Source organism: Bradyrhizobium sp. CCBAU 45389, assembly GCF_028128625.1.
Lineage (GTDB): Bacteria > Pseudomonadota > Alphaproteobacteria > Rhizobiales > Xanthobacteraceae > Bradyrhizobium > Bradyrhizobium liaoningense_B.
Map to the genome: position 1 here is coordinate 98770 of NZ_LBIY01000006.1, position 20628 is coordinate 119397.

Here is a 20628-nt window from a genome sequence, read left to right on the forward strand (position 1 = left end):
GCTCACTTGCGATTGCTCACTTGAAATTGTCCCAGCCCGGATCGGGCGCGAAGCGCTCGCCGAATCGCTCCGCCAGCGCGCGCAGGGTGGATACAATGTTTTCCACGCCGCGCGTGCGCGCATAGTTCAGCGGACCGCCGCGGAACGGTGCATAACCCGTGCCGAAGATCATGGCCCCATCAACCGCATCGGCGTCATCGACGATGCCCTCACGAAGCGCCGCGACACAGACATTCGACATCGGCAGCACCAGGCGGTCGATCATCTGGTCGGTGACGCGCGGGCCGGTCTCCGGCAACGGCGCCTTCTCCGCCTTGCCGTCCTTCCAGGTGTAGAAGCCCTTGCCGGTCTTGCGGCCGAGCTCGCCCTTGGCAACCTTCTCGCGCAGCCAGGCCGGCGTCGGCGGCAGCAGATCGCCGAACTTGGTCCGCAGCATGTCGCCGACATCGAGGCAGATGTCGAGCCCGACCTGGTCGGCGAGCTCGATCGGCCCCATCGGCATGCCGAACTGCTCAGCCGCGGCGTCGATCAGGCGCTGGTCGGTCTTCTCGTCCAGCATCACCATGGCTTCGAGCATGTACGGCGTCAGCGCGCGGTTGACGAGGAAGCCGGGCGAACTCTTCACGGCGAGTGGCAGGCGATCGATCGCACCGACGAAGGCGAGCGCTTCTTTCAGCACCTGCGCATCATTGCCGTCATGACTGACGACCTCGACCAGTTGCAGCCGCGAGACCGGATTGAAGAAATGCAGGCCGACCAGCCGCTCCGGCCGCGCCACCGTGGTGCGCAGATCCTGCAGCGGAATGCTCGACGTGTTGGTCGCGAGGATCGCGCCCGGCTTCATCCGCGGCTCGAGGCCGGCATAGACCTTCTGCTTCAGATCGAGCTTTTCCGGCACCGCTTCGATGATGAGATCGGCGTTGCGGACGCCCTCGCCGTCCATGTCGGGGATCAGGCGATCGAGCGCGTCGCGCACGTCGGTGGGTTTGCGGATGATCTTGCCGTAGAGGTCGGCCGCGCGCTTCACCGCGCCGGCGATCGGCTCCGCCTTCATGTCGGCCAGCGAGACGCGCAGCCCCTGCCCCGCGCACCACCCCGCGATGTCGCCGCCCATGGCGCCGGCGCCGATGACATGGACATGCTTCACCGTGTTGCCGGAGCCTGCCGCCTTCTTCATCTGCTCGCGCAGGAAGAACACGCGGATCAGGTTCTGCGCCGTCGGCGTCACCATCAGCTTGGCGAATGAGGCCTGCTCGGCCTTCAGCATCGCGGCCTTGCTGCCGCCATGGGTCTCCCAGAGATCGATCAGCGCGTAAGGCGCGGGGTAGTGCTCGCGGGATGCGGCCTTCGCCGCCTCTGCACGCATGCGCTTGGCCAGCAGTCCGCGCACCGGTCCGAGATTGGCCGCGCGGGTCAGCAGGCCGGGCTTGGCCCGCTTCAGGCGACCGAACAACACGTCTTTCACGGCACCACGGACGTGGCGCTCCTGCGTCACGGTGTCGACGAGGCCGAGCGATTTGGCGCGGCGCGCATCGATGGTGCGGCCGGTCAGCATCAGCGCCATCGACTGCGTCGGATTCACCAGTGCGGTGAAGCGCGCAGTGCCGCCGAGGCCGGGATGCAGGCCCAGCATGACCTCCGGGAAGCCGAAGCGCGCGCCGTCGATGGCGATGCGTGCCTGACAGGCCAGCGCGACCTCGAGGCCGCCGCCGAGACAGAAGCCGTGGATGACCGCGACCGTCGGCAGCTTGAGCGCTTCCAGATGGTCGACCACGGCATGGGCGGCGCGGATGCGCGTTTCCACCATCTCGGGATCGGCTGCGCCCCGGAATTCGTTGACATCGGCACCGGCGATGAAGCCAGACGGTTTTGCGGATCGGATGACGAGACCGGCCGGGCGCTCGGTCTCGATCGCCGCGAGCACGGCGTCGAACTCTTCCATCACGTCCGAGGACAGCGTGTTGGCGCTGGCGCCGTCACGGTCGAACAGCAGCCAGGCAACGCCGTCGGCATCGCGCGTCAGCTTGAAATGCTTGTAGGGACCATCGGTCGCAGGTTGCGGCCCCAGCGTCAGGACGCGATCGCCCAGCGCGGTCATGATCTTGGAATCCATGGTCACACCGCCTCGATCAGCATGGCGCCGCCGAGCCCGCCGCCGATGCATTCGGTGGCAACGCCGCGCCGCGTGCCGAGCCGCTTCATCGCATTGACGAGATGCAGCACGATGCGGTTGCCGGAGGTGCCGACGGGATGGCCGAGCGAGATCGCGCCGCCATCGACATTGAGCTTGTCACGGTCGATCTCGCCGGCGGCGCCGTCGAGACCAAGAATCTCGCGGCAAAATTTGTCATCGTTCCAGGCAGCGAGACAGCCGAGCACCTGCGTCGCGAACGCCTCGTTCAGCTCCCAGGTCTCGACGTCCTTGATGGTGAGGTCGTTGCGCTGGAGCAGCGGCGTCGCGGACATCACGGGACCGAGCCCCATGATGCTGGGATCGAGTGCGGCCCAATGGCTGTCGACGATGACAGCTTTTGGCTCGAGCTTGTGCTTGGCCACCGCCGCGTCGGACGCGAGGATCACCCAGGAGGCGCCATCGGTGATCTGCGAGGAATTGCCGGCGGTGACCTGGCCCCAGGGACGTTCGAAAACCGGCCTCAGTTTCGCGAGAGACTCGGCCGTCGAGTCCGGCCGCACGCCGTCGTCATGGTCGAAGAACTTGCCGTCGCGGGAGAACGCGGTCTCGACCTCGCCCTTCAGAAAACCCGCGCCTTGCGCATGCGCGAGCCGGCGGTGACTCTCGGCCGCATAGGCGTCCGACTGTGCTCGGGTGATGCCGAAGAGATGGCCGACGACCTCGGCGGTCTGGCCCATGTTCAGGTCGGTAACGGGATCGGTCAGCCCGCGCTCGAGGCCGATGATCGGCTTGAGATAACGTGGCCGCAGCTTGAACGCGGCGGCGAGCTTTGCCGCCACGCCCTTGGCGGTGGCGAGGCCAGCAAACCAGCGCACGCCGGAATTCGGCCAGACCAGCGGCGCGTGGCTCAGCGCCTCCGTGCCGCCGGCCAGGATCATGTCGGCATGGCCTTCGCGGATGTAGCGATAGGCGGTGTCGATCGATTGCATGCCCGAGCCGCAATTGATCTGCACGGTGAAGGCAACCATGTCCTCGCCCATGCCGAGCCGGAGCGCGGCGACACGGGCCGGATTCATCTCGTCGGCGATGACGTTGACGCAGCCGAGGATGACCTGGTCGAAATCAGCGGGCGAAAACGGCTGGCGCGCCAGCAGCGGCCGTCCGCATTGCACGGCGAGATCGACCGGCGTGAACGGGCCCGGACCCGAGCGTGCCTTCAGAAACGGCGTCCGGCTGCCGTCGACGATGAAAACCGGTCGTGCCATCAGCTTGCCGCCCTCTGCTCACCGAGTTCCTGGAAGAACTGATGCACGTCGCCGGCTTTCCTGTAAATCGGCGACAGCGCCTCCGGTGCAAAATCGTCGACTTCGATGACTTTTGTGACGGCTTCGTGAGCCCCCGCAAGCTGCTCGCCTTCGGCCTGCGTGATCACGCCCTTCGCGACGGCGTCTTTCCAGTCTCGGATATGAGCCGAGCGCAGGCGCTTGGCGATGGCGTCGGCCGCCGCGACCAGCTTGAACGCACGCTCCAGCCGGGCAAAGCCGCCGTCGTCGTCGACATCAGCAAGATCCGGCGTGAGCCGTTCGCGCGCCGCCGACGGCTCCAGCACGATGCCAGCGCATTGGTGCACGACACGGTCGGACGGGCCGAGCACGCGCGCGCCGAAGGGCTGGACCACGAACTTGAGGAAGCCGGCGACGAAGCGATTCGGCAGATTGGCGAGGATTTCGGCAAGCCGGTTCTCGATGGTCTTGAAGCCGGTCGCCATGCACCATTCCAACGCGGCAAAATCCTCCTTCTGCCGGCCCTCGTCCTGCCAGCGCTTCAGGACGGCCGAAAGCAGATACAGTTCGGAGAGAATGTCGCCGAAGCGCGCCGACAGCATCTCCTTGCGCTTGAGCGCGCCGCCGAGCGTCAGCAGCGCCATATCGGCGCAGAGCGCGAAGGCCGCCGAATAGCGCGAGAGCTGGCGGTAGAATGGCGTGGCATCGCCGGCGTCGGGCGCCATTGCGAAAGCGCCAAACGTCCAGCTCCGGCCGAAGGCGCGGAACAGCGTCTGAAAACTGTGGCCGACATGCTTCCAGAACGCCGCGTCGAAGGCGGTGAGCCCACGCTCGCGATCGGTGTCCGCCAGCGCGTTCATCTCGTCGAGCAGATAGGGATGGGCGCGGATGGCGCCCTGCCCGAACACGATCAGGTTGCGGGTGAGGATGTTGGCGCCCTCGACCGTGATGCCGACGGGCACGGCGCGATGCAGATTGCCGAGATAGTTTTGCGGACCGTCGATCACGGCCTTGCCGCCGTGAATGTCCATGGCGTCATCGACGGCGGTGCGCATCCGCTCGGTCGCGTGCAGCTTCATGATGCCAGAGATGACGGCGGGATGAATGCCGGCATTCAGCGCCGCGCAAGTCAGCCGGCGTGCGGCATCGAGCTGATAGGCGGTGGCGACGATGCGCGCGAGCGGCTCCTCGACGCCCTCGAACTTGGAGATGGAGATGCCGAACTGCTCGCGGATCCGGGCATAGGCGCCGGTGGTGCGTGCGGCATAGGCGGCGCCGGCCGCAGACAGCGACGGCAGCGAGATGCCGCGGCCGGCGGCGAGCGCGGTCATCAGCATCTTCCAGCCCTGGCCGAGGCGCTCCTTGCCGCCGATGACGTAGTCGAGCGGAATGAAGACGTCGCGGCCCCAGTTCGGGCCGTTCTGGAACACCTGCATCGAGGGCAGATGGCGCTGGCCGATCTCGACGCCGGGCAAGTTCGTCGGGATCAGCGCCACGGTGATGCCGAGCTCTTCCTGATCGCCGACGAGATGATCGGGATCATAGGCCTTGAAGGCGAGACCGAGCAGCGTCGCGACGGGGCCGAGCGTGATGTAGCGCTTGTGCCAGTTGAGCCGGAGGCCGACCACCTCGCGGCCTTCGAAATTGCCCTTGCAGATGATGCCGGTGTCGACCATCGAGGCGGCATCCGAGCCGGCCTCGGGACTGGTCAGGCCGAAGCAGGGAATGTCGCGGCCATCGGCAAGGCGCGGCAGCCAGCGCTCCTGCTGCTCCCTGGTGCCGAAGCGCATCAAGAGCTCGCCGGGCCCGAGCGAGTTCGGCACCATCACGGTGACGGCGGCGGCGATCGAGCGGGTCGAGATCTTGCGCACCACTTCCGAATGCGCGTAGGGCGAGAAGCCGAGGCCGCCGAACTCCTTCGGAATGATCATGCCGAAGAACTTTTCGCGCTTGACGAAGTGCCAGACGTCCTGCGGCAGGTCGCGCCATTCCCAGAAGATCCTCCACTCGTCGAGCATGGCGCAGAGCTCGTCGACGGGGCCGCTCAGGAAGGCCTGCTCCTCGTCGGTCAATCTGGCCGGCGCGATTTTCAGCAATTTCGACCAGTCGGGATCGCCGGTGAAGAGATCGGCATCCCACCAGACGTCGCCGGCCTCCAGCGCCTCGCGCTCGGTGTCGGACATCGCCGGCAGCACGCCACGCGCCCAGGAGAAGATCGGCTTTGTGATGGTGTCGCGGCGGAAGCTCATGGCGGACCTCATGCATCGGCGCGGTGACAGGGCATTTTAGCGGAAAGTGACCGGGGTGCGTGAACACTTCGCGGGCAAATCGAAGCGAATTGACGCGGCCGGGCGGCCGCCCAGGCCATAACGGCCGGGGCGTGGTGGCAGTTCCGGGAGGGGGAAGCGTCATTCCGGGGCGCGCCGACAGGCGCGAGCCCGGAATCCATCGTGCGGCAGCGTTAGTCGATGAATGGATTCCGGGCTCGACGCTGTGCGTCGCCCCGGAATGACGTGTGGAGAGAGAGGCGCCAGATCAATCCGGCCGCACCATCTCGAACATGTTTTCCGGCTTGATCTCGAAATAATCGCCGCGGCGGCCGGCGCGCACGATCGGGCGGGCGGCGGCGGTCTGATAGACGCCGTCCTTGATCATGGCCTTGTCGATGTGGACGGCGACCACCTCGCCCAGCGTCAGCCAGGCGTCGGCCTCCTTGCCGTCGGCGCCCTTGAGGCGAACGATGTCGGACACCTTGCACTCGAAGGCGACGGGGCTCTCAGCCACCCGCGGCACGTTGACGAGCTTGCCGGGCACGGCGGTGAGGCCTGCGAGCTTGAACTCATCGACCTCGGGGGCGACATGCGCGGCGGTCGCGTTCATGTGCTTGGCGAGGTCCATCGTGGTGAGATTCCAGACGAACTCCCTAGTCTGCTCCATGTTCGCGACCGTGTCCTTCCAATTGGTGGAGGAGAAGCCGATGATCGGCGGCACGTAGCAGAACGCGTTGAAGAAGCTGTAGGGCGCGAGGTTGACGTGGCCCTTGGTGTCACGCGAGGAGATCCAGCCGATCGGGCGCGGCGCGATGATGGCGTTGAAGGGATCGTGCTTGAGGCCATGCCCCTTGGAGGGCTCGTAGAAGTAAAGGTCTTTATCGGTCACGCGCTTGCTTCTCCGCTATCCGTCATTCCGGGGCGATGCAAAGCATCGAACCCGGAATCTCGAGATTCCGGGTTCGGTCCTGCGGACCGCCCCGGAATGACTGCGAAGCAGCTTATAGGAAGAAACCCGCCTGCCCGTCAGTGGCGCGGCGACAGACCCGCGATGACGAAATCGATCATCTGGTCGATGGTCGGGCCCGGCTTGGTGGCGCACTGGGCGATCATCTGGGGGTGGAAGAAGCGGATCATCGCGGTGCAGGCGCACAGCGAGGCCAGCGGCAAATCGGGCGCCTCGAACTCGCCGGAGGCCACGCCTTGCGCGATCATCTGGCCGATGACGCCGGCGATGCACTCCATATGGGCGACGCAGACGTCCCAGTCCTCCTCCATCGCGATCGCGACCATCTCGTGCAGCTTGTTGTCGCCGACATAGCGCTCGGTGTTCATGCGGTGGATGGTGGTGAGCAGCTCGCGGAAGCGCGGGAGTACCGGACCCGGCCGGGTCACGATCCGCTGCGCCTCCAGCTCGACCTCGCCCATCAGGCCTCGCGCCACCGCCTGGTGGATCGCCTTCTTCGATTCGAAGAAGCGATAGACGTTGGCGGGGCTCATCCTGAGCTCCTTGGCGATGTCGCCGACCGTGGTCTTCTGGTAGCCGATCTGACGGAACAGCCGCTCGGCCACCTCGAGGATGCGATCCCGGGTGTCGACTTCGATATGTTCCGAAACAAGGGCCATCAGTCAGGACTCGTTGGTCAGCAGTCTTCTCATCTATTCAGCCGCTTCGGCAAGCGGAATTGCGTGCTGGTCATCGCTCCCATGCTGCGGCGCGGCAGGCTGCTCGGGGGTCCCCGCCTCGTCCAGGCTCTTCCGGAACCACAGGGCATAGAGGCCCGGCAGGTACAGGAGCGTCAGGAATGTCGCGACAAACAGGCCGCCCATAATGGTGATCGCCATCGGGCCCCAGAAGGCCGAGCGCGACAGCGGGATCATGGCGAGGATGGCGGCGAGCGCCGTCAGCACCACCGGACGGGCCCGGCGGACGGTCGCCTCCACGATCGCCTCGCGGCGGGTCAGGCCATGGCTGACGTCGGTCTCGATCTGGTCGACCAGGATGACCGTGTTGCGCATGATCATGCCGGCGAGCGCGATCAGGCCGAGCAGCGCCACGAAGCCGAACGGGGCGTTGGCGACGTTGAGGCCCAAGGAGGCGCCGACGATGCCGAGCGGCGCGGTCAGGAACACCAGGATCAGGCGCGAGAAGCTCTGCAGCTGGATCATCAGCAGCGTCAGCATCACCATGACCATCACCGGGAAGAGGATGAAGATCGAGGCGTTGCCCTTGGCGGATTCCTCGAACGCGCCGCCGGCCTCGATCCGGTAGGCCGGCTCGAGATGGTCCTTGATCGCCTTCAGCTTCGGCGTGATCTGGTTGGTCACGTCGGGCGCCTGCACGCCGTCGACGACGTCGGAGCGCACGGTGATCGCCATGTCGCGGTTACGCCGCCACATGATCGGCTCCTCATGGGCGTACTCGATCTTGGCGATCTGCTGCAGCGGCACGGCGACGCCATTGCGCGAGGTGATGGTGAGATCGCCGACGCCGCCGAGGTCGAGGCGCTCGGACGGGATCGCACGGGCGACCACGCCGACCTTCTCGATGCCGTCGCGCACGGTCGTGACCTGCGAGCCCGAGATCAGCATCGCCAGCGCCTGCGAGACGTCCTGCGGGGTCAGGCCCATGGCGCGGGCGCGATCCTGATCGACGACGAGCTTGAGGTAAGGCGACTGCTCGTTCCAGTCGAGCTGGACGTCCTTGACGCTCTTGTTCTGCCGCATGACGTCGCGGACCTGATAGGCGATCTCGCGCACCTTGTTGGCATCGGGGCCGATCACGCGGAACTGGACGGGGAAGCCGACGGGCGGGCCGAAATTGAAGCGGTCGACACGGACGCGCGCCTCGGACAGGAAGCCATCGGCAGCCGCGCCCTCGATCTTGGCCTTGATGCGCTCGCGCGCCTCGACGCCCTTGGCGACGATGACGATCTCGGCGAAGGCCTCGTTCGGCAACTGCGGATTGAGGCCGAGCCAGAAGCGCGGCGAACCCTGGCCGACATAGGACGTATAGGTCTCGATGTCCTTGTCGTCCTTCAGCAGCGTCTCGGCCTTCTTCACCGCCTTCTCGGTGACGTTGAAGGCGGTGCCCTCGGGCAGGCGCAGCTGCAGGAACAGCTCGGGCCGCTCCGACAGCGGGAAGAACTGCTGCTGGACATGGCCGAAGCCGACGATCGAGGCGATGAAGACGCCGACGGTCGCGACCACCACGGTGATGCGGTGGTTGACGCACCATTGCACGATGGCGCGCAGGCCCCGGTACATGCGCGTCTCATAGACCGCGTGCGGATCGTGGTTGTGGTGCGCCTTCATGTCGGGCAGCAGCTTGACGCCGATATAGGGCGTGAAGATCACCGCCACGAACCAGGAGGCGACCAGCGCGATCGCCACGATCCAGAAGATGCTGCCGGCATATTCGCCGACCGCGGAATTGGCAAAGCCGATGGGGAGGAAGCCAGCGGCCGTGACCAGCGTTCCCGTGAGCATCGGAAACGCAGTTGATTCCCAGGCAAAGGACGCCGCACGCATGCGGTCCCAGCCCTGCTCCATCTTCACCACCATCATCTCGACCGCGATGATGGCGTCATCGACGAGCAGGCCGAGCGCGATGATCAGCGCACCCAGCGTGATGCGGTGCAGGTCGAGCGACATCGTGTTCATGACGATGAAGACGATGCCGAGCACCAGCGGCACGGACAGCGCGACCACGATGCCGGTGCGCCAGCCGAGCGCCAGGAACGAGACGAACAGCACGATGACGAGCGCTTCCATGAAGGAATGCACGAACTCGCCGACGGCATGCTCGACCACCTTGGGCTGGTCGGCGATCAGCTTGACGTCGATGCCCTGCGGCACGGCCTTCATGAACTCGGCGGTCGCCTTCTCGACCTCCTTGCCGAGCTCGAGGATGTTGGCGCCCTTGGCGGTGACGACGCCGATGCCGATGGCGGCCTTGCCTTCCTGGCGGACGACGAAGCTCGGCGGATCGACATAGCCGTGGGTGACGGTGGCGATATCGCCGAGGCGGAAGACGCGGCCGTTGCTCTCGACCGGCGTCTCGGCGACGGCCTTGGCGCCGTCCAGGGCGCCGGTGACGCGCAGCGGCACGCGCTGCGAGGAGGTCTCGACCGTGCCGGCCGGGGTCACATTGTTCTGCTTGGCGAGCGAATCGAACAGCGCCTGCGGCGTGATGCCGAGGGTGGCGAGCTTGGCGTGGCTGAACTCGACGAAGATGCGCTCATCCTGGTTGCCGTAGACGTCGACCTTGGTGACGCCGGGCACCTTCAGCAGGCGCTGGCGGAAACCTTCGGAGACCTTCTTGAGCTGGGCATAGTCGGCGCCGTCGCCGGTCATCATGTAGAGGATGGAATCGACGTCGGAGAACTCGTCGTTGACGACGGGCCCGAGAATGCCTGACGGCAGCTGGCCTTGCACGTCGACCAGCTTCTTGCGCAGCAGATAGAAGAGATAGGGCACGTCCTTCGGCGGCGTGTTGTCGCGGAAGGTGACCTGCAGCGCGGTGAAGGCCGGCTTGGAGTAGGTCTGCACCTTCTCGAAATAGGGCAGCTCCTGGATCTTCTTCTCGATGGGATCGGCGACCTGGGTCTGCATCTCCTGCGCGGTCGCGCCGGGCCAGATCACGGAGACGTTGACCACCTTCACCGTGAAGAACGGATCCTCGGCGCGGCCGAGCTTCTCATAGGAGAAGAAGCCGGCGACGCCGAGGATGAGCATCAGGAAGAGAACCAGCGTCGGATGGCTGACGGCCCAGGCCGAAAGGTTGAAGCGCTTCATCGCACTCTCCGAAAGACGATCCAGTTGCAAACAACGACAGCCGCTCTGTTCAAACCGTCGTCGCGAGGCAGCGAAGCAATCCAGGGGGCTGGGCAGGTTCTGGATCGCTTCGCCGCTTCAGCCTTTGCTTAGGGACAAAGGCCGAAACTCACCTCACACGACGTAACTTGTAAAAAACCTAGAAAGACAGGGACGACACCACCCGGACTCGCTGGCCCGGATCGAGCTTCTGCACGCCGAGGGCGACGATCTTGGCGCCCTCCTCGACACCGCCGGTGATGACGACGTCGTTGCTCTCGTAGGACTTCACCGTCACCGGCTTGAGCGTGACGCCGCCGTTCTCGTCGACGACGTAAAAAGAGGGCTTGCCGCCTTCGTTGAACAGCGCCGACAGCGGCAGCCGCGCGACGCGCTCGGTGGCGGCGTCCGACAGCGTCAGCGTCGCGGTCATGCCCAGTGCGACCTTGTCGTCGGCCTCGGGCAGCGAGAATTTTGCGAGATAGGTGCGGGTGGCGGGATCCGCCGCCGGCGCGATCTCGCGCAGCTTCGCTGCGTACTTCTTGTCCGGCTCCGACCAAAGAGTGACGCTGGCGACGCCCGACTTGGCGCGTCCAACCAGCGTCTCAGGGATCGCGACGACCGCTTCCTTCTCGGCAAAGCGGGCGACACGGATCGAAGCTTGGCCCGCGGCGACCACCTGGCCGGGCTCGATCAGCGTTGCGGTGACGACGCCACGGGCGTCGGCAACGAGCGTCGCGTAGGAAAGGGAATTCTTGCTCAGCTCGAGCGCGCGCTCGGCGCGGTTCAGGCGGGCCCTCGCCTCGTCGGCGGAAGCCCGGCTCGAATCCATCTGCGCGTCGGTGGTCCAGCCCTTGGCCTTGAGGTCCTTGGCGCGCTGCTCGGCGGCGGCGGCCTGGGCCAGCACGCCGGTCGCGGCGGTCTGTTCAGCCAGGGCCTGCTCGGCCTGGAGCTTCAGGTCGACCTCGTCGAGGGTGGCGAGCGGCTGGCCGATTTCGACGGTCTGGCCGACTTCCACCAGGCGCTTGGCGACCTTGCCGGCGACACGGAAGCCGAGATCGCTCTCGATCCGGGGCCGGACGGTGCCGACGAAGCTGCGCTCCGGGGTCTCGGCATCATAATGGGCGGTCGCCACCAGAACCGGCCGCGGCGGCTCGGCCTTTTCGGCGACGGTGTCATTGCACCCGGCCAGGGCGGCGGCCATCAGGGCCAGCGACACACCCGCCAAAAGCTTGGAATAGCTGGACAAAACGGACCGGACGAACATCGGAGGACACTCCTGCGGCTGCAATGAGAGGAATGTCGACTAATCACTGATAAAAGTCAATAATCGTCAGTCATCAGGAAAGCGTGATCGTTAAGGGGTGGTAAGGATTGGAGGATGGTTGCAGGGCGGTGTGATTGTAGGGCGGGCTAAGGCCCGCAACCCGGATGGAGCGCAGCGCAATCCGGAGCCTCAGGCGAGATGCCGTAGGGTGGGCAAAGGCGCGTAGCGCCGTGCCCACCATCTCTAATTTGAGCAATAACGGTCTGGTGGGCACGCTGCGCTTTGCCCACCCTACGGGACCGTTTGCGCGGCTCTACCGCCCCTGCTCGGCAAACTCGTGCTTGGTGTCGTGGCCGCCCACAAACACCAGGATGCCGCCAAGCAGCGGCAGGACCGCGAGGACGAGCAGGCCGGTCGAGGTCTGCCCCGTGGCTTCCTTGACCCAGCCGATCAGATACGGACCGCCGAAGCCGGCGAGGTTGCCGATCGAGTTGATCAGCGCGATGGCGCCGGCCGCGGCCGTGCCGGAGAGCCAGGCGGTCGGCAGGGTCCAGAACACGCCGAAGCAGCAGAACACGCCGATTGCGGCGACCGTCAATGCCACCATCGTCGCCGTGGGATCGGTGAGGTAGGAGGAGACGCCGAGCGCGACCGCGGTGAGCAGCAGCGGCGCACCGACATGCATCACGCGCTCGCGCGTCGCATCGGAATGCCGTGCCCACAGGATCATGGCGATGGTGCCGAACAGATACGGGATCGCGGTGACGAAGCCGGTCTGCGCATTGGTGAGGCCGAACGCCTTGACGATCTGCGGCAGCCAGAACTGCATGCCGTAGAGCGCGCCGACGAAGCCGAAATAGATCACGCTGAGCGCGATCACCTTGGGCGAGGACAGCGCCTCGCCGAGCGAGAGGTGCTTCACCGCCTGCTTGGCCGCAATTTCGGAATCGAGCTTCGCCTTGAGCCAGGCCTTCTGCTCGGCCGAGAGCCAGTCCGCCTTCTCCGGCCTGTCGGTGAGATAGAACCAGGTGACGATGCCGAGCAGCACCGAGGGGATGCCCTCGATGATGAACAGCCACTGCCAGCCCTTCAGCCCCATCATGCCGTCGAGCCCGAGCAACAGGCCCGAGATCGGCGCGCCGATCACGGTCGAGACCGGCACGGCGACGGCGAAGGCCGCGAGGAAGCGGGCGCGATATTCGGCCGGATACCAATAGGTGAGATAGAGGATGATGCCGGGAAAGAAGCCTGCTTCGGCGACACCGAGCAGGAAGCGCAGGACGTAGAAGCTGGTCACGCCGCTGACCATCGCCATCAGCGCCGAGATGATGCCCCAGGTCACCATGATGCGGGCGATCCAGCGGCTGGCGCCGAACTTCTCCAGCGCCAGATTGCTCGGCACCTCGAAGATGAAATAGCCGATGAAGAAGATGCCGGCGCCCCAGGAGAAGATCAGCGGCGTGAACTTCAGCTCCGCATTCATGGTCAGCGCGGCGAAGCCGAGATTGACGCGGTCGAGGTAGGAGAAGAAGTAGGCCAGCACCAGGAACGGAATCAGGCGCCAGGAGATGGCGCGGATCGTCGAGGTCTCGATCTCGCTCTTGGCGGCGCCGGCGGAACCGGCATAGGTCGTGGTCTGGCTCATCGCTTCCCCCCGGGGTTGTTGCTTTTATGGGCTCAAGCCGTTCCGAATCGGAACGGCTTGAGATTCTTGTTCTGACGCGTTTTCTTGACGCGAACCGGTATCCACTTCGCTTGAAAACGCTCTGGCAGGCGGTTTTGAGCATCGCGGGCGAAGAGTCAATGGAACAAGCAATGCACGGGACGCAGCCGGATAAACCTGTTGCGCCGCTGCGGACATCGCTGGTCCGCGCCGCCCTCGCACTGGTCGTGATCGCCTGCGGGCTGTCCCTGCGCTGGTACGGCTTTCCGCTCGGGCTCCCCGCCTTCGTGGTGAAGTACGGCGGCTCGCTGCTGTGGGCCACGATGGTGTTGTTGCTGGTCGGGGTCTTGCTGCCGGGGCTGACGCGGGCGCAGATTGCAGCCATCGCAGTGGTGATCGCGGTTGTCGTGGAATTCTCCCGGCTGGTGCATGTGCCGTGGCTCGATGCTTTCCGGCTGACCACGGCCGGCGCGCTGCTCTTGGGGCGCATCTTCTCGCTGTGGAATTTGGCGGCCTATGCGGTCGGGATCGTGTTCGGCATCTGGCTGGACGGCTGCGCCGCCCGATCGCGCACGCTCAACCCGGAAACGGCCGGCTCGACCCGCGAATGATCAACTCCGTCGGCACGGCGAGACCGCGGCCGCGCTCGATCTCATCGCCGCGCATCCGCTCCAGCAGCATGGTCGCGGCGTGGCGGCCCATGGCTGCCAGATCCCACGCGATTGCCGTAATGGGCGGCGTGTGCAATTCGGCGAGGTCCGAGTCGCTACCCGCGACCACTGAAATCCCGTCACCAACGGCAACGCCCATCGTCCGCAGCGCGCGCAGACAGCCGCCGAGCATGTCCATGGCCGCGACGAAGAGCGCTGTCGGAGGCTCTGCAAGCCCCATGAGCGACGCCGTCGCCCGATAGGCGTCTTCGCTCGACAGCACATTGTCTCGCACCAGCCGCGGATCCGGCGCGATGCCCGCCGCCGCGTACGCCGCACGAAAGCCCTCGAGGCGGCTTCGCGACGGAAAGGCCTTGAGGTCGCCGACCAGCATGGCGATCTTCCGGTGTCCAAGACCGAGCAGATGGCCCGTCGCAAGGCGCGCGCCCGCGCGATGATCGGCCGTGACGCGATCGAGCGCCTCAATGCGATCACGGTCGATGAGCAGGACCGGCATCGGCGCCTCAAGCAGCGCCTCGCGCACCTCCTGGTGCTGCTCGTCGCTCAGCGTCATCATCACGCCGTCCACGCGGCGCCTGCGGAAGGCACGCAGCAAGGCGATCTCGACGTCGGAGCGGTTGGTCGTGCTCGCCAGCAGCAAGGTGTATCCCGCCTCGCGCAAGACCGCCTCGGCTTCCTTGATGAACAGTGCAAAGCGCGGGATGTCGAAATCACGGATGGCGCAGGCCACGAGCCGCGACCGGCCCGCGCGCATGCTCTGCGCCGTGACATCGACCTCGTAACCGAGATGCGCCATCGCCTTTTCGACGCGCTCGCGCAGCTCCCTGGTCACCGCCGGATGATCGTTGAGCACACGGGAGACCGTGCCGACCGCAACGCCAGCCTCGCGGGCGACGTCCTTGACCTTCACGGTTTGCGATCGGGGAGCGTGTGACGGCATGTCATTTTATGAACCGGTTCACTTACCTGAGCAAGGTGAGGCGATCTGATTTTGCCGAAATTTTAGCCAATTAGCACCGCCATGGCCATTCAACTATCGAACCTGCTATGAACCGGTTCATTGACTCCACCACAGAACCCGGCACAATGGCCGTCGGCGGTGAAACGCCACGCAAGGAGGCCTCAGCCATGCCGCAGCCCAGGATCGCCTTTGTCGGATTTGGCGAGGCCGCGCGATGCTTTGCATCGCATCTGGCGGCGCGGACAGGGGCCCCGATCGTCGCGTTCTGTCAGGGCAAGACCAACGCACCACCCTACTCCGAGGCCTTCCGTGCGATGGCGGCCGGTTGTGGCGTGACCCTGGTCGAGCGGCTCGAGGACCTCACGGACGCGGACGTGATCTTTTCCGCCGTCGTCGTTGCCGTTGCGGCTGAAACGGGTGAGGCCATTTCCAGGATCGTCCGTCCCGGCTGCCTCGTCGTGGACATCAACGCCGCGACCCCGCAGACGAAAAGGCGCGTCGCCGCAGCCGTGGAGGCCCGCGGCGGTCTGTTTGCGGATGCGAACCTGATGGGGTCGGTCGATCTCTACGGTGCCGCGGTTACGCTCTACACGTCCGGCAGCGGCGCCGAGCGCTTCGCGGAGATGTTCAGGCCGCTCGGCTTCCGTATCGAGGTCGCGGGCCCCGAAGCCGGAACGGCAGCGGCCGTGAAGATGCTGCGAAGCGTGGTGACAAAAGGCATGGAGGCGCTGCTGGTCGAGGCGCTGACCGCCGCGACGCTCGCCGGCGTGCGCGACGAAGCCATGCACGGGCTTTGCACGTCGATGGATGCCACCCCCTTCAGCAAATTCCTGGACATGTGCGTCCGTTCCGACGTGCTGCACGCCGGGCGCCGCGCGGTGGAAATGGATGGCGTAGCCGCAGGCTTGCGGGAATTAGGTTTCGATCCCGTGATGACCACCGCCACGGCGGCGCGATTGAAGGTCTCTGCACAGCTAGGCCTGCGAGACGAATTTGCGCAACGGTCCAGCTATTCGGCCGACGAGGTGCTGGACCGATATGCGCATGCCGTAGCCGCCTCGGGCGAGATCGACGAGAGACTATAGACAGGACGAGGTTCACTCCGAGAGCTGAAACCGTTCGAAGCGATCGAGCTCCTCCTCGATCACGCGCTTCAGCTCCTTGCGTCCCGTCGTCTTCCTGCCCTGCCCGACCCAGGTCCATTTCTGCATCAGGAGCTTCTTCGCCTGCCGGTCGGTCTTGAGGTCGAGCGCGGCGACGATCTCGTCGCCGACCAGCACCGGCAGCGCGAAATAGCCGAGCTTGCGTTTGGCCTTCGGCACATAGGCCTCGAACAGATGGTTGTAGCCGAAGATGAGGCTGGTGCGCTTGCGCTGGATGATCAGGGGATCGAACGGCGAGAGGATGTGCACGAGATCCGGCGGAGGCCTCTCGCCGCCCGCCTCCAGCACCGTAGGCCTCGCCCAATGCTCCTGCTTGCCGGCACCGTCGATCGCGACGGGAACGAGCTCGCCGCGGCGGACGCGCGAGGCGATCATGCCCGCCACCGCCTTCTTGCGCGGCGCATCGAGATGGCAGATCGAATCCAGGCTGACGATTCCCTGCGAGCGCAGCGCGCGGTCGAGCAGATAGGTCGTGATGTCCTTGTTCGAGGCAGGTTTCGGCAGCTTGTCGCAGCCGAAATGGCGCGTCATCAGCTCGTAGGTCTTGAGCATGCCCTGGCGCTCGCTGACGGTCGCAACGCCCGTATAAAAGGCGAGCTGCAGGGCCCGCTTCGATGGTTTGCGGCTCTGCCAGAGGTGCTCCTTCTCGGTGAGCACGTCGTCCTCGATGTCGCGGATCGTCAGCGGGCCGGCGCGCAGCAGCCTCATCACCTTGCGCGTGTCTGCGGGCTTGACCGAGGCGTACCATTTGTGGCCCTCGCGGCGGTGCTCGCGCATCGCCGGGAGGAAAAAGCGGAAGTCGCCAGCCGGCACGTAGGAGAGCGCATGGGTCCAGTATTCGAACACGCTTTTGTCGGCGCTCTGGGCCTGGCGCAGATCGGCGCGCCGATAGGACGGGATACGGCTGAACAGGATGTGGTGGTGGCAGCGCTCGATGACGTTGATGGTGTCGATCTGCACATAGCCGAGATGGGAGACCGCATCCGCAACGGCCTGCGCGCCCTCGCCGAACGGCGTGCGTTCATCCAGCCGCTGGGCATGCAGCCAGATCTGCCGGGCCTGTGTGGTGGTGAGGGGGAGAGGTTTTGGCGCGCGTGACATTGCAAGACGCAATGTAGCGGGATTCGCGCCAAGAGAAAGAACGGGGCAAAGCCGCCGTCAAAGAAAAGCCGCGCTGCCATCTGCTGCCAGCGCGGCCGGATGGCGCGCGGCGCGCCTACTTCATCGACATCGCCTTCTGCGACTTCATGTAGTGCGCACAGGCGCTCTTCATCTTGCCGTTGCTCATGTCGGTGTTGGCCATCGCCATTTCCTTGTTGGCTGCCATCTTGGCCGGCGTGTCGGGGGTGCCGCCCATCGTGGCGGCGGTCTTCATCATGTTATCCTTGGTGCACGCCATCATGGCGGCGGATGCGGGGGACAGCGAAAGAGTAAACGCGACAAAGGCTGCAGCCGTGAGCAAGGTCTTCATCAAAAAGTCTCCTCCGTAAAACGAAACCGGCGTCATGCCGGCCTTCGCAATTACGTATTCTCTCGCGCAGACGTTTCGCAGAGAAGACAATTTTCTTGCTGCAGCGCGAAGGCAGACGCGGTCAGCGGCTTTCCTTCGTCGCCCCGGACCGGCCGCCGAGACTGCCTGTGGCGACGTCCGGCTCACACGACGCCCTGCCGCGCCCTTCGGCCTGGCAGCGATAGACGCTGCCGGTGAGACGGTCGACCAGCCACATGTTCTCGTCGTTCGGCGTTTCGAGGCCGACATAGCGTGAGGTGAGGCTCGTGACCAGCGTCGACAGCAGGATCGCCAGCGCGATCATCGCCGCGCCGATATAGATGGGCATGGAACTCAGGGACACAGTCCGATCCGGCGGACCACTGCGATAGAACTGGTACTCACTCGGCCTCGGCACGGGACGGTACTCGGCTCCCCTCGTCTGCGGTTGGTGGCGAGGAATCCTGCTAGGCGTGCATCTGGCCGATTTCTTGTTCGCGAGCAGGCGGGGCGGCGACGGCTTTGCGACGATCGGTGTGCGCAGGTTTCTGCAAGCGAGCCAGGCCCAAAGTGATCCGGATCACGCCAAAGCTGCGGCGCCCCGAACCCGCGCGGGGAGCGGGCACGACAATCGCAGTTCACCCACCGTACAGATTCGGGGAGTTGAGCACTGGCCGCCTGCTTCCCGCAGCCGAACCGCCGCAAAACGCGCTGGGATCGCCACAGAAGCTGCCATTACCACCGTGACCAGGATCACACTTTGGCTTTTGAACCTCCCCTATGCTCGCAGCATCAAATCGCCATCAGGCGTTACAGCGAGGAATACGACAATGACCCGTTTTGATAAGTTTTTTGGACTGAAGGCGATCACTCTTACCGCGGCGCTATCGATGACGGCGAGCTTTGCGCTGGCCGGCGACAACAACGTCTCGACCGACAAGATCCTTGACGCGCTGAAGCCGAAGCCGCTGACCCGCGGCCTGTCCGTCGGTCCGCAGGCCGATACGGCCACGCAAGCCAAGGAAGCGACGTTCCTGAACACGGTGCGCAACCGCTCGACCCGCTCGCTCTCGATGGGCGAGCGCGAGCAGATCGCCGAGTTAGCTGCGACCAAGCCGAAGATCGATCTGGAGATCCAGTTCGACTACAACTCGGCCGACATCGCCAAGACCTCGGTGCCGTCGGTGCAGGCGCTCGGCAAGGCGCTGTCCGATCCGGCGCTCAAGGGCTCGACCTTCGTGGTCGCCGGCCACACCGATGCGATCGGCGGCGAAGAGTACAACCAGGGGCTCTCCGAGCGGCGTGCCGACACCATCAAGAAGTACCTGGTGCAGAACTACGGCCTCAACGGCACCGATCTCGTCACCGTCGGCTATGGCAAGACCAAGCTGAAGGATACCGCCAACGGCGCCGACCCGATCAATCGCCGCGTCCAGGTCGTGAACATGGACACCAAGACCGCGTCGAAATGATCTGATAAGCAACTGCCGGCCAGCAAGCCGCCTGCCGCTCGAACGGCAGGCGGCTTTCTGTTGTCAGATCCAGCTCTGGAACAGCATCAGCCGATTGAACGTCTGCAGCGACGTGCCGATGAAGGCCGCCGAGATCGGCAGCATGACGACAAAGCCGATCGCGGCGACACCGACATAGGCCCACAGCAGCCAGCCCGGCAGGCCGCCCCGCCGCAAGACGTAGACCAGCGCAAGCGAAGCCGCGGTCGCGGCCGGCAGGTAGTAGTAGATGAATCCCAGCGTGCGCGGCAGCAGCGCCCAGGCAAGCCACGGGCCGAAGTAGAACGCCGCGATCAGGAACGCATCCCACCGGCGCATGACGATGAAATCGCGCAGCACGACGGCGAGCGCGAGCAGGGCCGGCCACAACACCAGTGGATTGCCGAGGAAGACGATCGCGGAGATATTGTCCTCCGCCGTCTTGTCGAACAGAAACCAGACCGGGCGCGCAAGCAGCGGCCAGGACGGCCACGAGCTCATATAGGTGTGCCCGGCGATCGCAGTCGTGGTGTTGTCGGCAAAGATCCGGCGCTGCGCCTCGACCAGATCCGGCAGCGACAATCCGTAGAGCGGAACGAACGCGGCGAGATAGGTCATCGCCGGCAGTACGGCGAAGCAAAGCGCGACATGGAGCGCCTTGAAGTCCGGCCAGAGGTCGGGCCGGTACCAATCGTCCGGCTTCGCGTCGGCGAACAGCGTGCGCCAGCCCTGCATCAGGCGGATCGCCGCGACGATGGCGATGCAGACGCCGAGCGGAAACAGGCCGCTCCATTTGCAGGCCGCGGCAAGGCCGAACAGGCAGCCCGCGAATGCGAACTGCGCATGCGGCCGCTCTTTGCGGAAGCCATGCATGAAGGCGGCGGTCGCGAGCAGACCGAAGCCGAGCGCGAAGATGTCGAGCATCGCAATGCGCGCCTGCACGTAGATCATCTGGTTGAACGCCGCGATCAGCGCGGCGGCGATCGCCGGCCCTTGCGCGGCGAACAGCGCGAGGCCGCAGAGATAGATCGCGACGATGGCGAGTGCGCCAAACAATGCCCCGGGATAGCGCCAGGCAAACGCGTTGTCGCCGAAGGTCGCGATCGACGCCGCGATCAGCTCCTTGGCCAGCGGCGGATGCATCGGATTGAGCATCGGCTGCGACATCGCGGGCGCCAGCATCTGCCGTGCGGCCGGTACGTAATGTACCTCGTCGAAGACGAATTTTTCCGGCGCGGCGAGACCGATCAGCAGCGCCAGATGCGCGATCAGGAAAATCGCGACAGCAATCACTGCGCTCCGCGACACCTTCGGAACCGCAGGCAATTTGATCGGCACTTCTGGGGATGTTTTGCGTGGCAAATTTGCGTCACCGCGGGCAAAAACGAAAGTCACTCTTCTCATTGAACGCAATCCGCCGCA

Annotated in this window: 16 protein-coding genes; 3 read left to right on the top strand and 13 right to left on the bottom strand. The window is 65.3% G+C overall.

Annotated features, from left to right (window positions below; genetic code table 11):
• Window positions 1-16: 16 nt before the first annotated feature.
• From XH79_RS05145 to XH79_RS05180, 8 genes are all read right to left on the bottom strand, one after another.
• Window positions 17-2113 (bottom strand): 3-hydroxyacyl-CoA dehydrogenase NAD-binding domain-containing protein, encoded by a 2097-nt coding sequence (locus tag XH79_RS05145; protein ID WP_271580929.1) that lies wholly within the window; start codon window positions 2111-2113, stop codon window positions 17-19.
• 2 nt (window positions 2114-2115) lie between these two features.
• A complete protein-coding gene (locus tag XH79_RS05150) occupies window positions 2116-3399 on the bottom strand; it encodes an acetyl-CoA C-acetyltransferase (RefSeq protein ID WP_271580930.1) in 1284 nt (427 codons plus the stop codon).
• Window positions 3399-5666, bottom strand: a complete 2268-nt coding sequence (locus tag XH79_RS05155) for an acyl-CoA dehydrogenase (RefSeq protein WP_271580931.1) — start codon at window positions 5664-5666, stop codon at window positions 3399-3401. Before XH79_RS05155 ends, XH79_RS05150 begins: the two co-directional genes overlap by 1 nt.
• Before the next feature lie 286 nt (window positions 5667-5952).
• Entirely contained in the window at window positions 5953-6576 is a 624-nt protein-coding gene (locus XH79_RS05160; protein ID WP_271580932.1) for a flavin reductase family protein, read from the bottom strand.
• A 137-nt stretch (window positions 6577-6713) separates the two neighbouring features.
• Window positions 6714-7313: a TetR/AcrR family transcriptional regulator gene (locus XH79_RS05165; protein ID WP_271580933.1), complete on the bottom strand. Its 600-nt coding sequence runs from the start codon at window positions 7311-7313 to the stop codon at window positions 6714-6716.
• A 33-nt stretch (window positions 7314-7346) separates the two neighbouring features.
• The gene (locus XH79_RS05170; protein WP_271580934.1) at window positions 7347-10484 is read right to left on the bottom strand and encodes an efflux RND transporter permease subunit; all 3138 of its coding nucleotides are present in this window, start codon (window positions 10482-10484) and stop codon (window positions 7347-7349) included.
• Window positions 10485-10662: 178 nt separating this feature from the next.
• The gene (locus XH79_RS05175; RefSeq protein ID WP_212348094.1) at window positions 10663-11769 is read right to left on the bottom strand and encodes an efflux RND transporter periplasmic adaptor subunit; all 1107 of its coding nucleotides are present in this window, start codon (window positions 11767-11769) and stop codon (window positions 10663-10665) included.
• 313 nt (window positions 11770-12082) lie between these two features.
• Entirely contained in the window at window positions 12083-13414 is a 1332-nt protein-coding gene (locus tag XH79_RS05180) for an MFS transporter (protein ID WP_271580935.1), read from the bottom strand.
• Window positions 13415-13584: 170 nt separating this feature from the next.
• On the opposite strand from XH79_RS05180, the gene XH79_RS05185 reads away from it, so the two are divergent.
• Window positions 13585-14043: a ribosomal maturation YjgA family protein gene (locus tag XH79_RS05185; RefSeq protein WP_271580970.1), complete on the top strand. Its 459-nt coding sequence runs from the start codon at window positions 13585-13587 to the stop codon at window positions 14041-14043.
• Here the strand turns inward: XH79_RS05185 and XH79_RS05190 are convergent.
• On the bottom strand, window positions 14009-15043 hold the full coding sequence (locus XH79_RS05190) for a LacI family DNA-binding transcriptional regulator (protein ID WP_271580936.1): 1035 nt from the start codon (window positions 15041-15043) through the stop codon (window positions 14009-14011). The two genes, XH79_RS05185 and XH79_RS05190, sit on opposite strands and share 35 nt — an antisense overlap.
• Window positions 15044-15150: 107 nt before the next feature.
• Between XH79_RS05190 and XH79_RS05195 the strand changes: the two genes are divergently transcribed.
• Entirely contained in the window at window positions 15151-16149 is a 999-nt protein-coding gene (locus tag XH79_RS05195) for an NAD(P)-dependent oxidoreductase (protein ID WP_271580937.1), read from the top strand.
• Between the two features lie 12 nt (window positions 16150-16161).
• On the opposite strand, the gene XH79_RS05200 is transcribed toward XH79_RS05195, so the two are convergent.
• From XH79_RS05200 to XH79_RS05210, 3 genes are all read right to left on the bottom strand, one after another.
• The gene (locus tag XH79_RS05200) at window positions 16162-17328 is read right to left on the bottom strand and encodes a winged helix-turn-helix domain-containing protein (protein ID WP_271580938.1); all 1167 of its coding nucleotides are present in this window, start codon (window positions 17326-17328) and stop codon (window positions 16162-16164) included.
• Between the two features lie 115 nt (window positions 17329-17443).
• Entirely contained in the window at window positions 17444-17698 is a 255-nt protein-coding gene (locus tag XH79_RS05205) for a hypothetical protein (RefSeq protein ID WP_212348112.1), read from the bottom strand.
• Between the two features lie 121 nt (window positions 17699-17819).
• On the bottom strand, window positions 17820-18065 hold the full coding sequence (locus tag XH79_RS05210) for a hypothetical protein (protein ID WP_212348115.1): 246 nt from the start codon (window positions 18063-18065) through the stop codon (window positions 17820-17822).
• A 481-nt stretch (window positions 18066-18546) separates the two neighbouring features.
• On the opposite strand from XH79_RS05210, the gene XH79_RS05215 reads away from it, so the two are divergent.
• Window positions 18547-19188 carry an OmpA family protein gene (locus XH79_RS05215; RefSeq protein ID WP_271580939.1) on the top strand — a complete coding sequence of 214 codons (642 nt, stop codon included), beginning with the start codon at window positions 18547-18549 and terminating at the stop codon, window positions 19186-19188.
• 63 nt (window positions 19189-19251) lie between these two features.
• Here XH79_RS05215 and XH79_RS05220 read toward each other — a convergent pair whose 3' ends face one another.
• Entirely contained in the window at window positions 19252-20532 is a 1281-nt protein-coding gene (locus XH79_RS05220; RefSeq protein WP_271580940.1) for a phospholipid carrier-dependent glycosyltransferase, read from the bottom strand.
• Window positions 20533-20628: the final 96 nt, after the last annotated feature.

Bases quoted from the DNA above. Each gene is read 5' to 3' on its own strand.
- XH79_RS05155 (WP_271580931.1), bottom strand. From the start codon at position 5,666: ATGAGCTTCCGCCGCGACACCATCACAAAGCCGATCTTCTCCTGGGCG.
- XH79_RS05170 (WP_271580934.1), bottom strand. From the start codon at position 10,484: ATGAAGCGCTTCAACCTTTCGGCCTGGGCCGTCAGCCATCCGACGCTG.
- XH79_RS05185 (WP_271580970.1), top strand. From the start codon at position 13,585: ATGCACGGGACGCAGCCGGATAAACCTGTTGCGCCGCTGCGGACATCG.
- XH79_RS05205 (WP_212348112.1), bottom strand. From the start codon at position 17,698: ATGAAGACCTTGCTCACGGCTGCAGCCTTTGTCGCGTTTACTCTTTCG.
- XH79_RS05210 (WP_212348115.1), bottom strand. From the start codon at position 18,065: ATGCCCATCTATATCGGCGCGGCGATGATCGCGCTGGCGATCCTGCTG.
- XH79_RS05175 (WP_212348094.1), bottom strand. From the start codon at position 11,769: ATGTTCGTCCGGTCCGTTTTGTCCAGCTATTCCAAGCTTTTGGCGGGT.
- XH79_RS05200 (WP_271580938.1), bottom strand. From the start codon at position 17,328: ATGTCACGCGCGCCAAAACCTCTCCCCCTCACCACCACACAGGCCCGG.
- XH79_RS05145 (WP_271580929.1), bottom strand. From the start codon at position 2,113: ATGGATTCCAAGATCATGACCGCGCTGGGCGATCGCGTCCTGACGCTG.
- XH79_RS05190 (WP_271580936.1), bottom strand. From the start codon at position 15,043: ATGCCGTCACACGCTCCCCGATCGCAAACCGTGAAGGTCAAGGACGTC.
- XH79_RS05165 (WP_271580933.1), bottom strand. From the start codon at position 7,313: ATGGCCCTTGTTTCGGAACATATCGAAGTCGACACCCGGGATCGCATC.
- XH79_RS05150 (WP_271580930.1), bottom strand. From the start codon at position 3,399: ATGGCACGACCGGTTTTCATCGTCGACGGCAGCCGGACGCCGTTTCTG.
- XH79_RS05195 (WP_271580937.1), top strand. From the start codon at position 15,151: ATGAACCGGTTCATTGACTCCACCACAGAACCCGGCACAATGGCCGTC.
- XH79_RS05215 (WP_271580939.1), top strand. From the start codon at position 18,547: ATGACCCGTTTTGATAAGTTTTTTGGACTGAAGGCGATCACTCTTACC.
- XH79_RS05180 (WP_271580935.1), bottom strand. From the start codon at position 13,414: ATGAGCCAGACCACGACCTATGCCGGTTCCGCCGGCGCCGCCAAGAGC.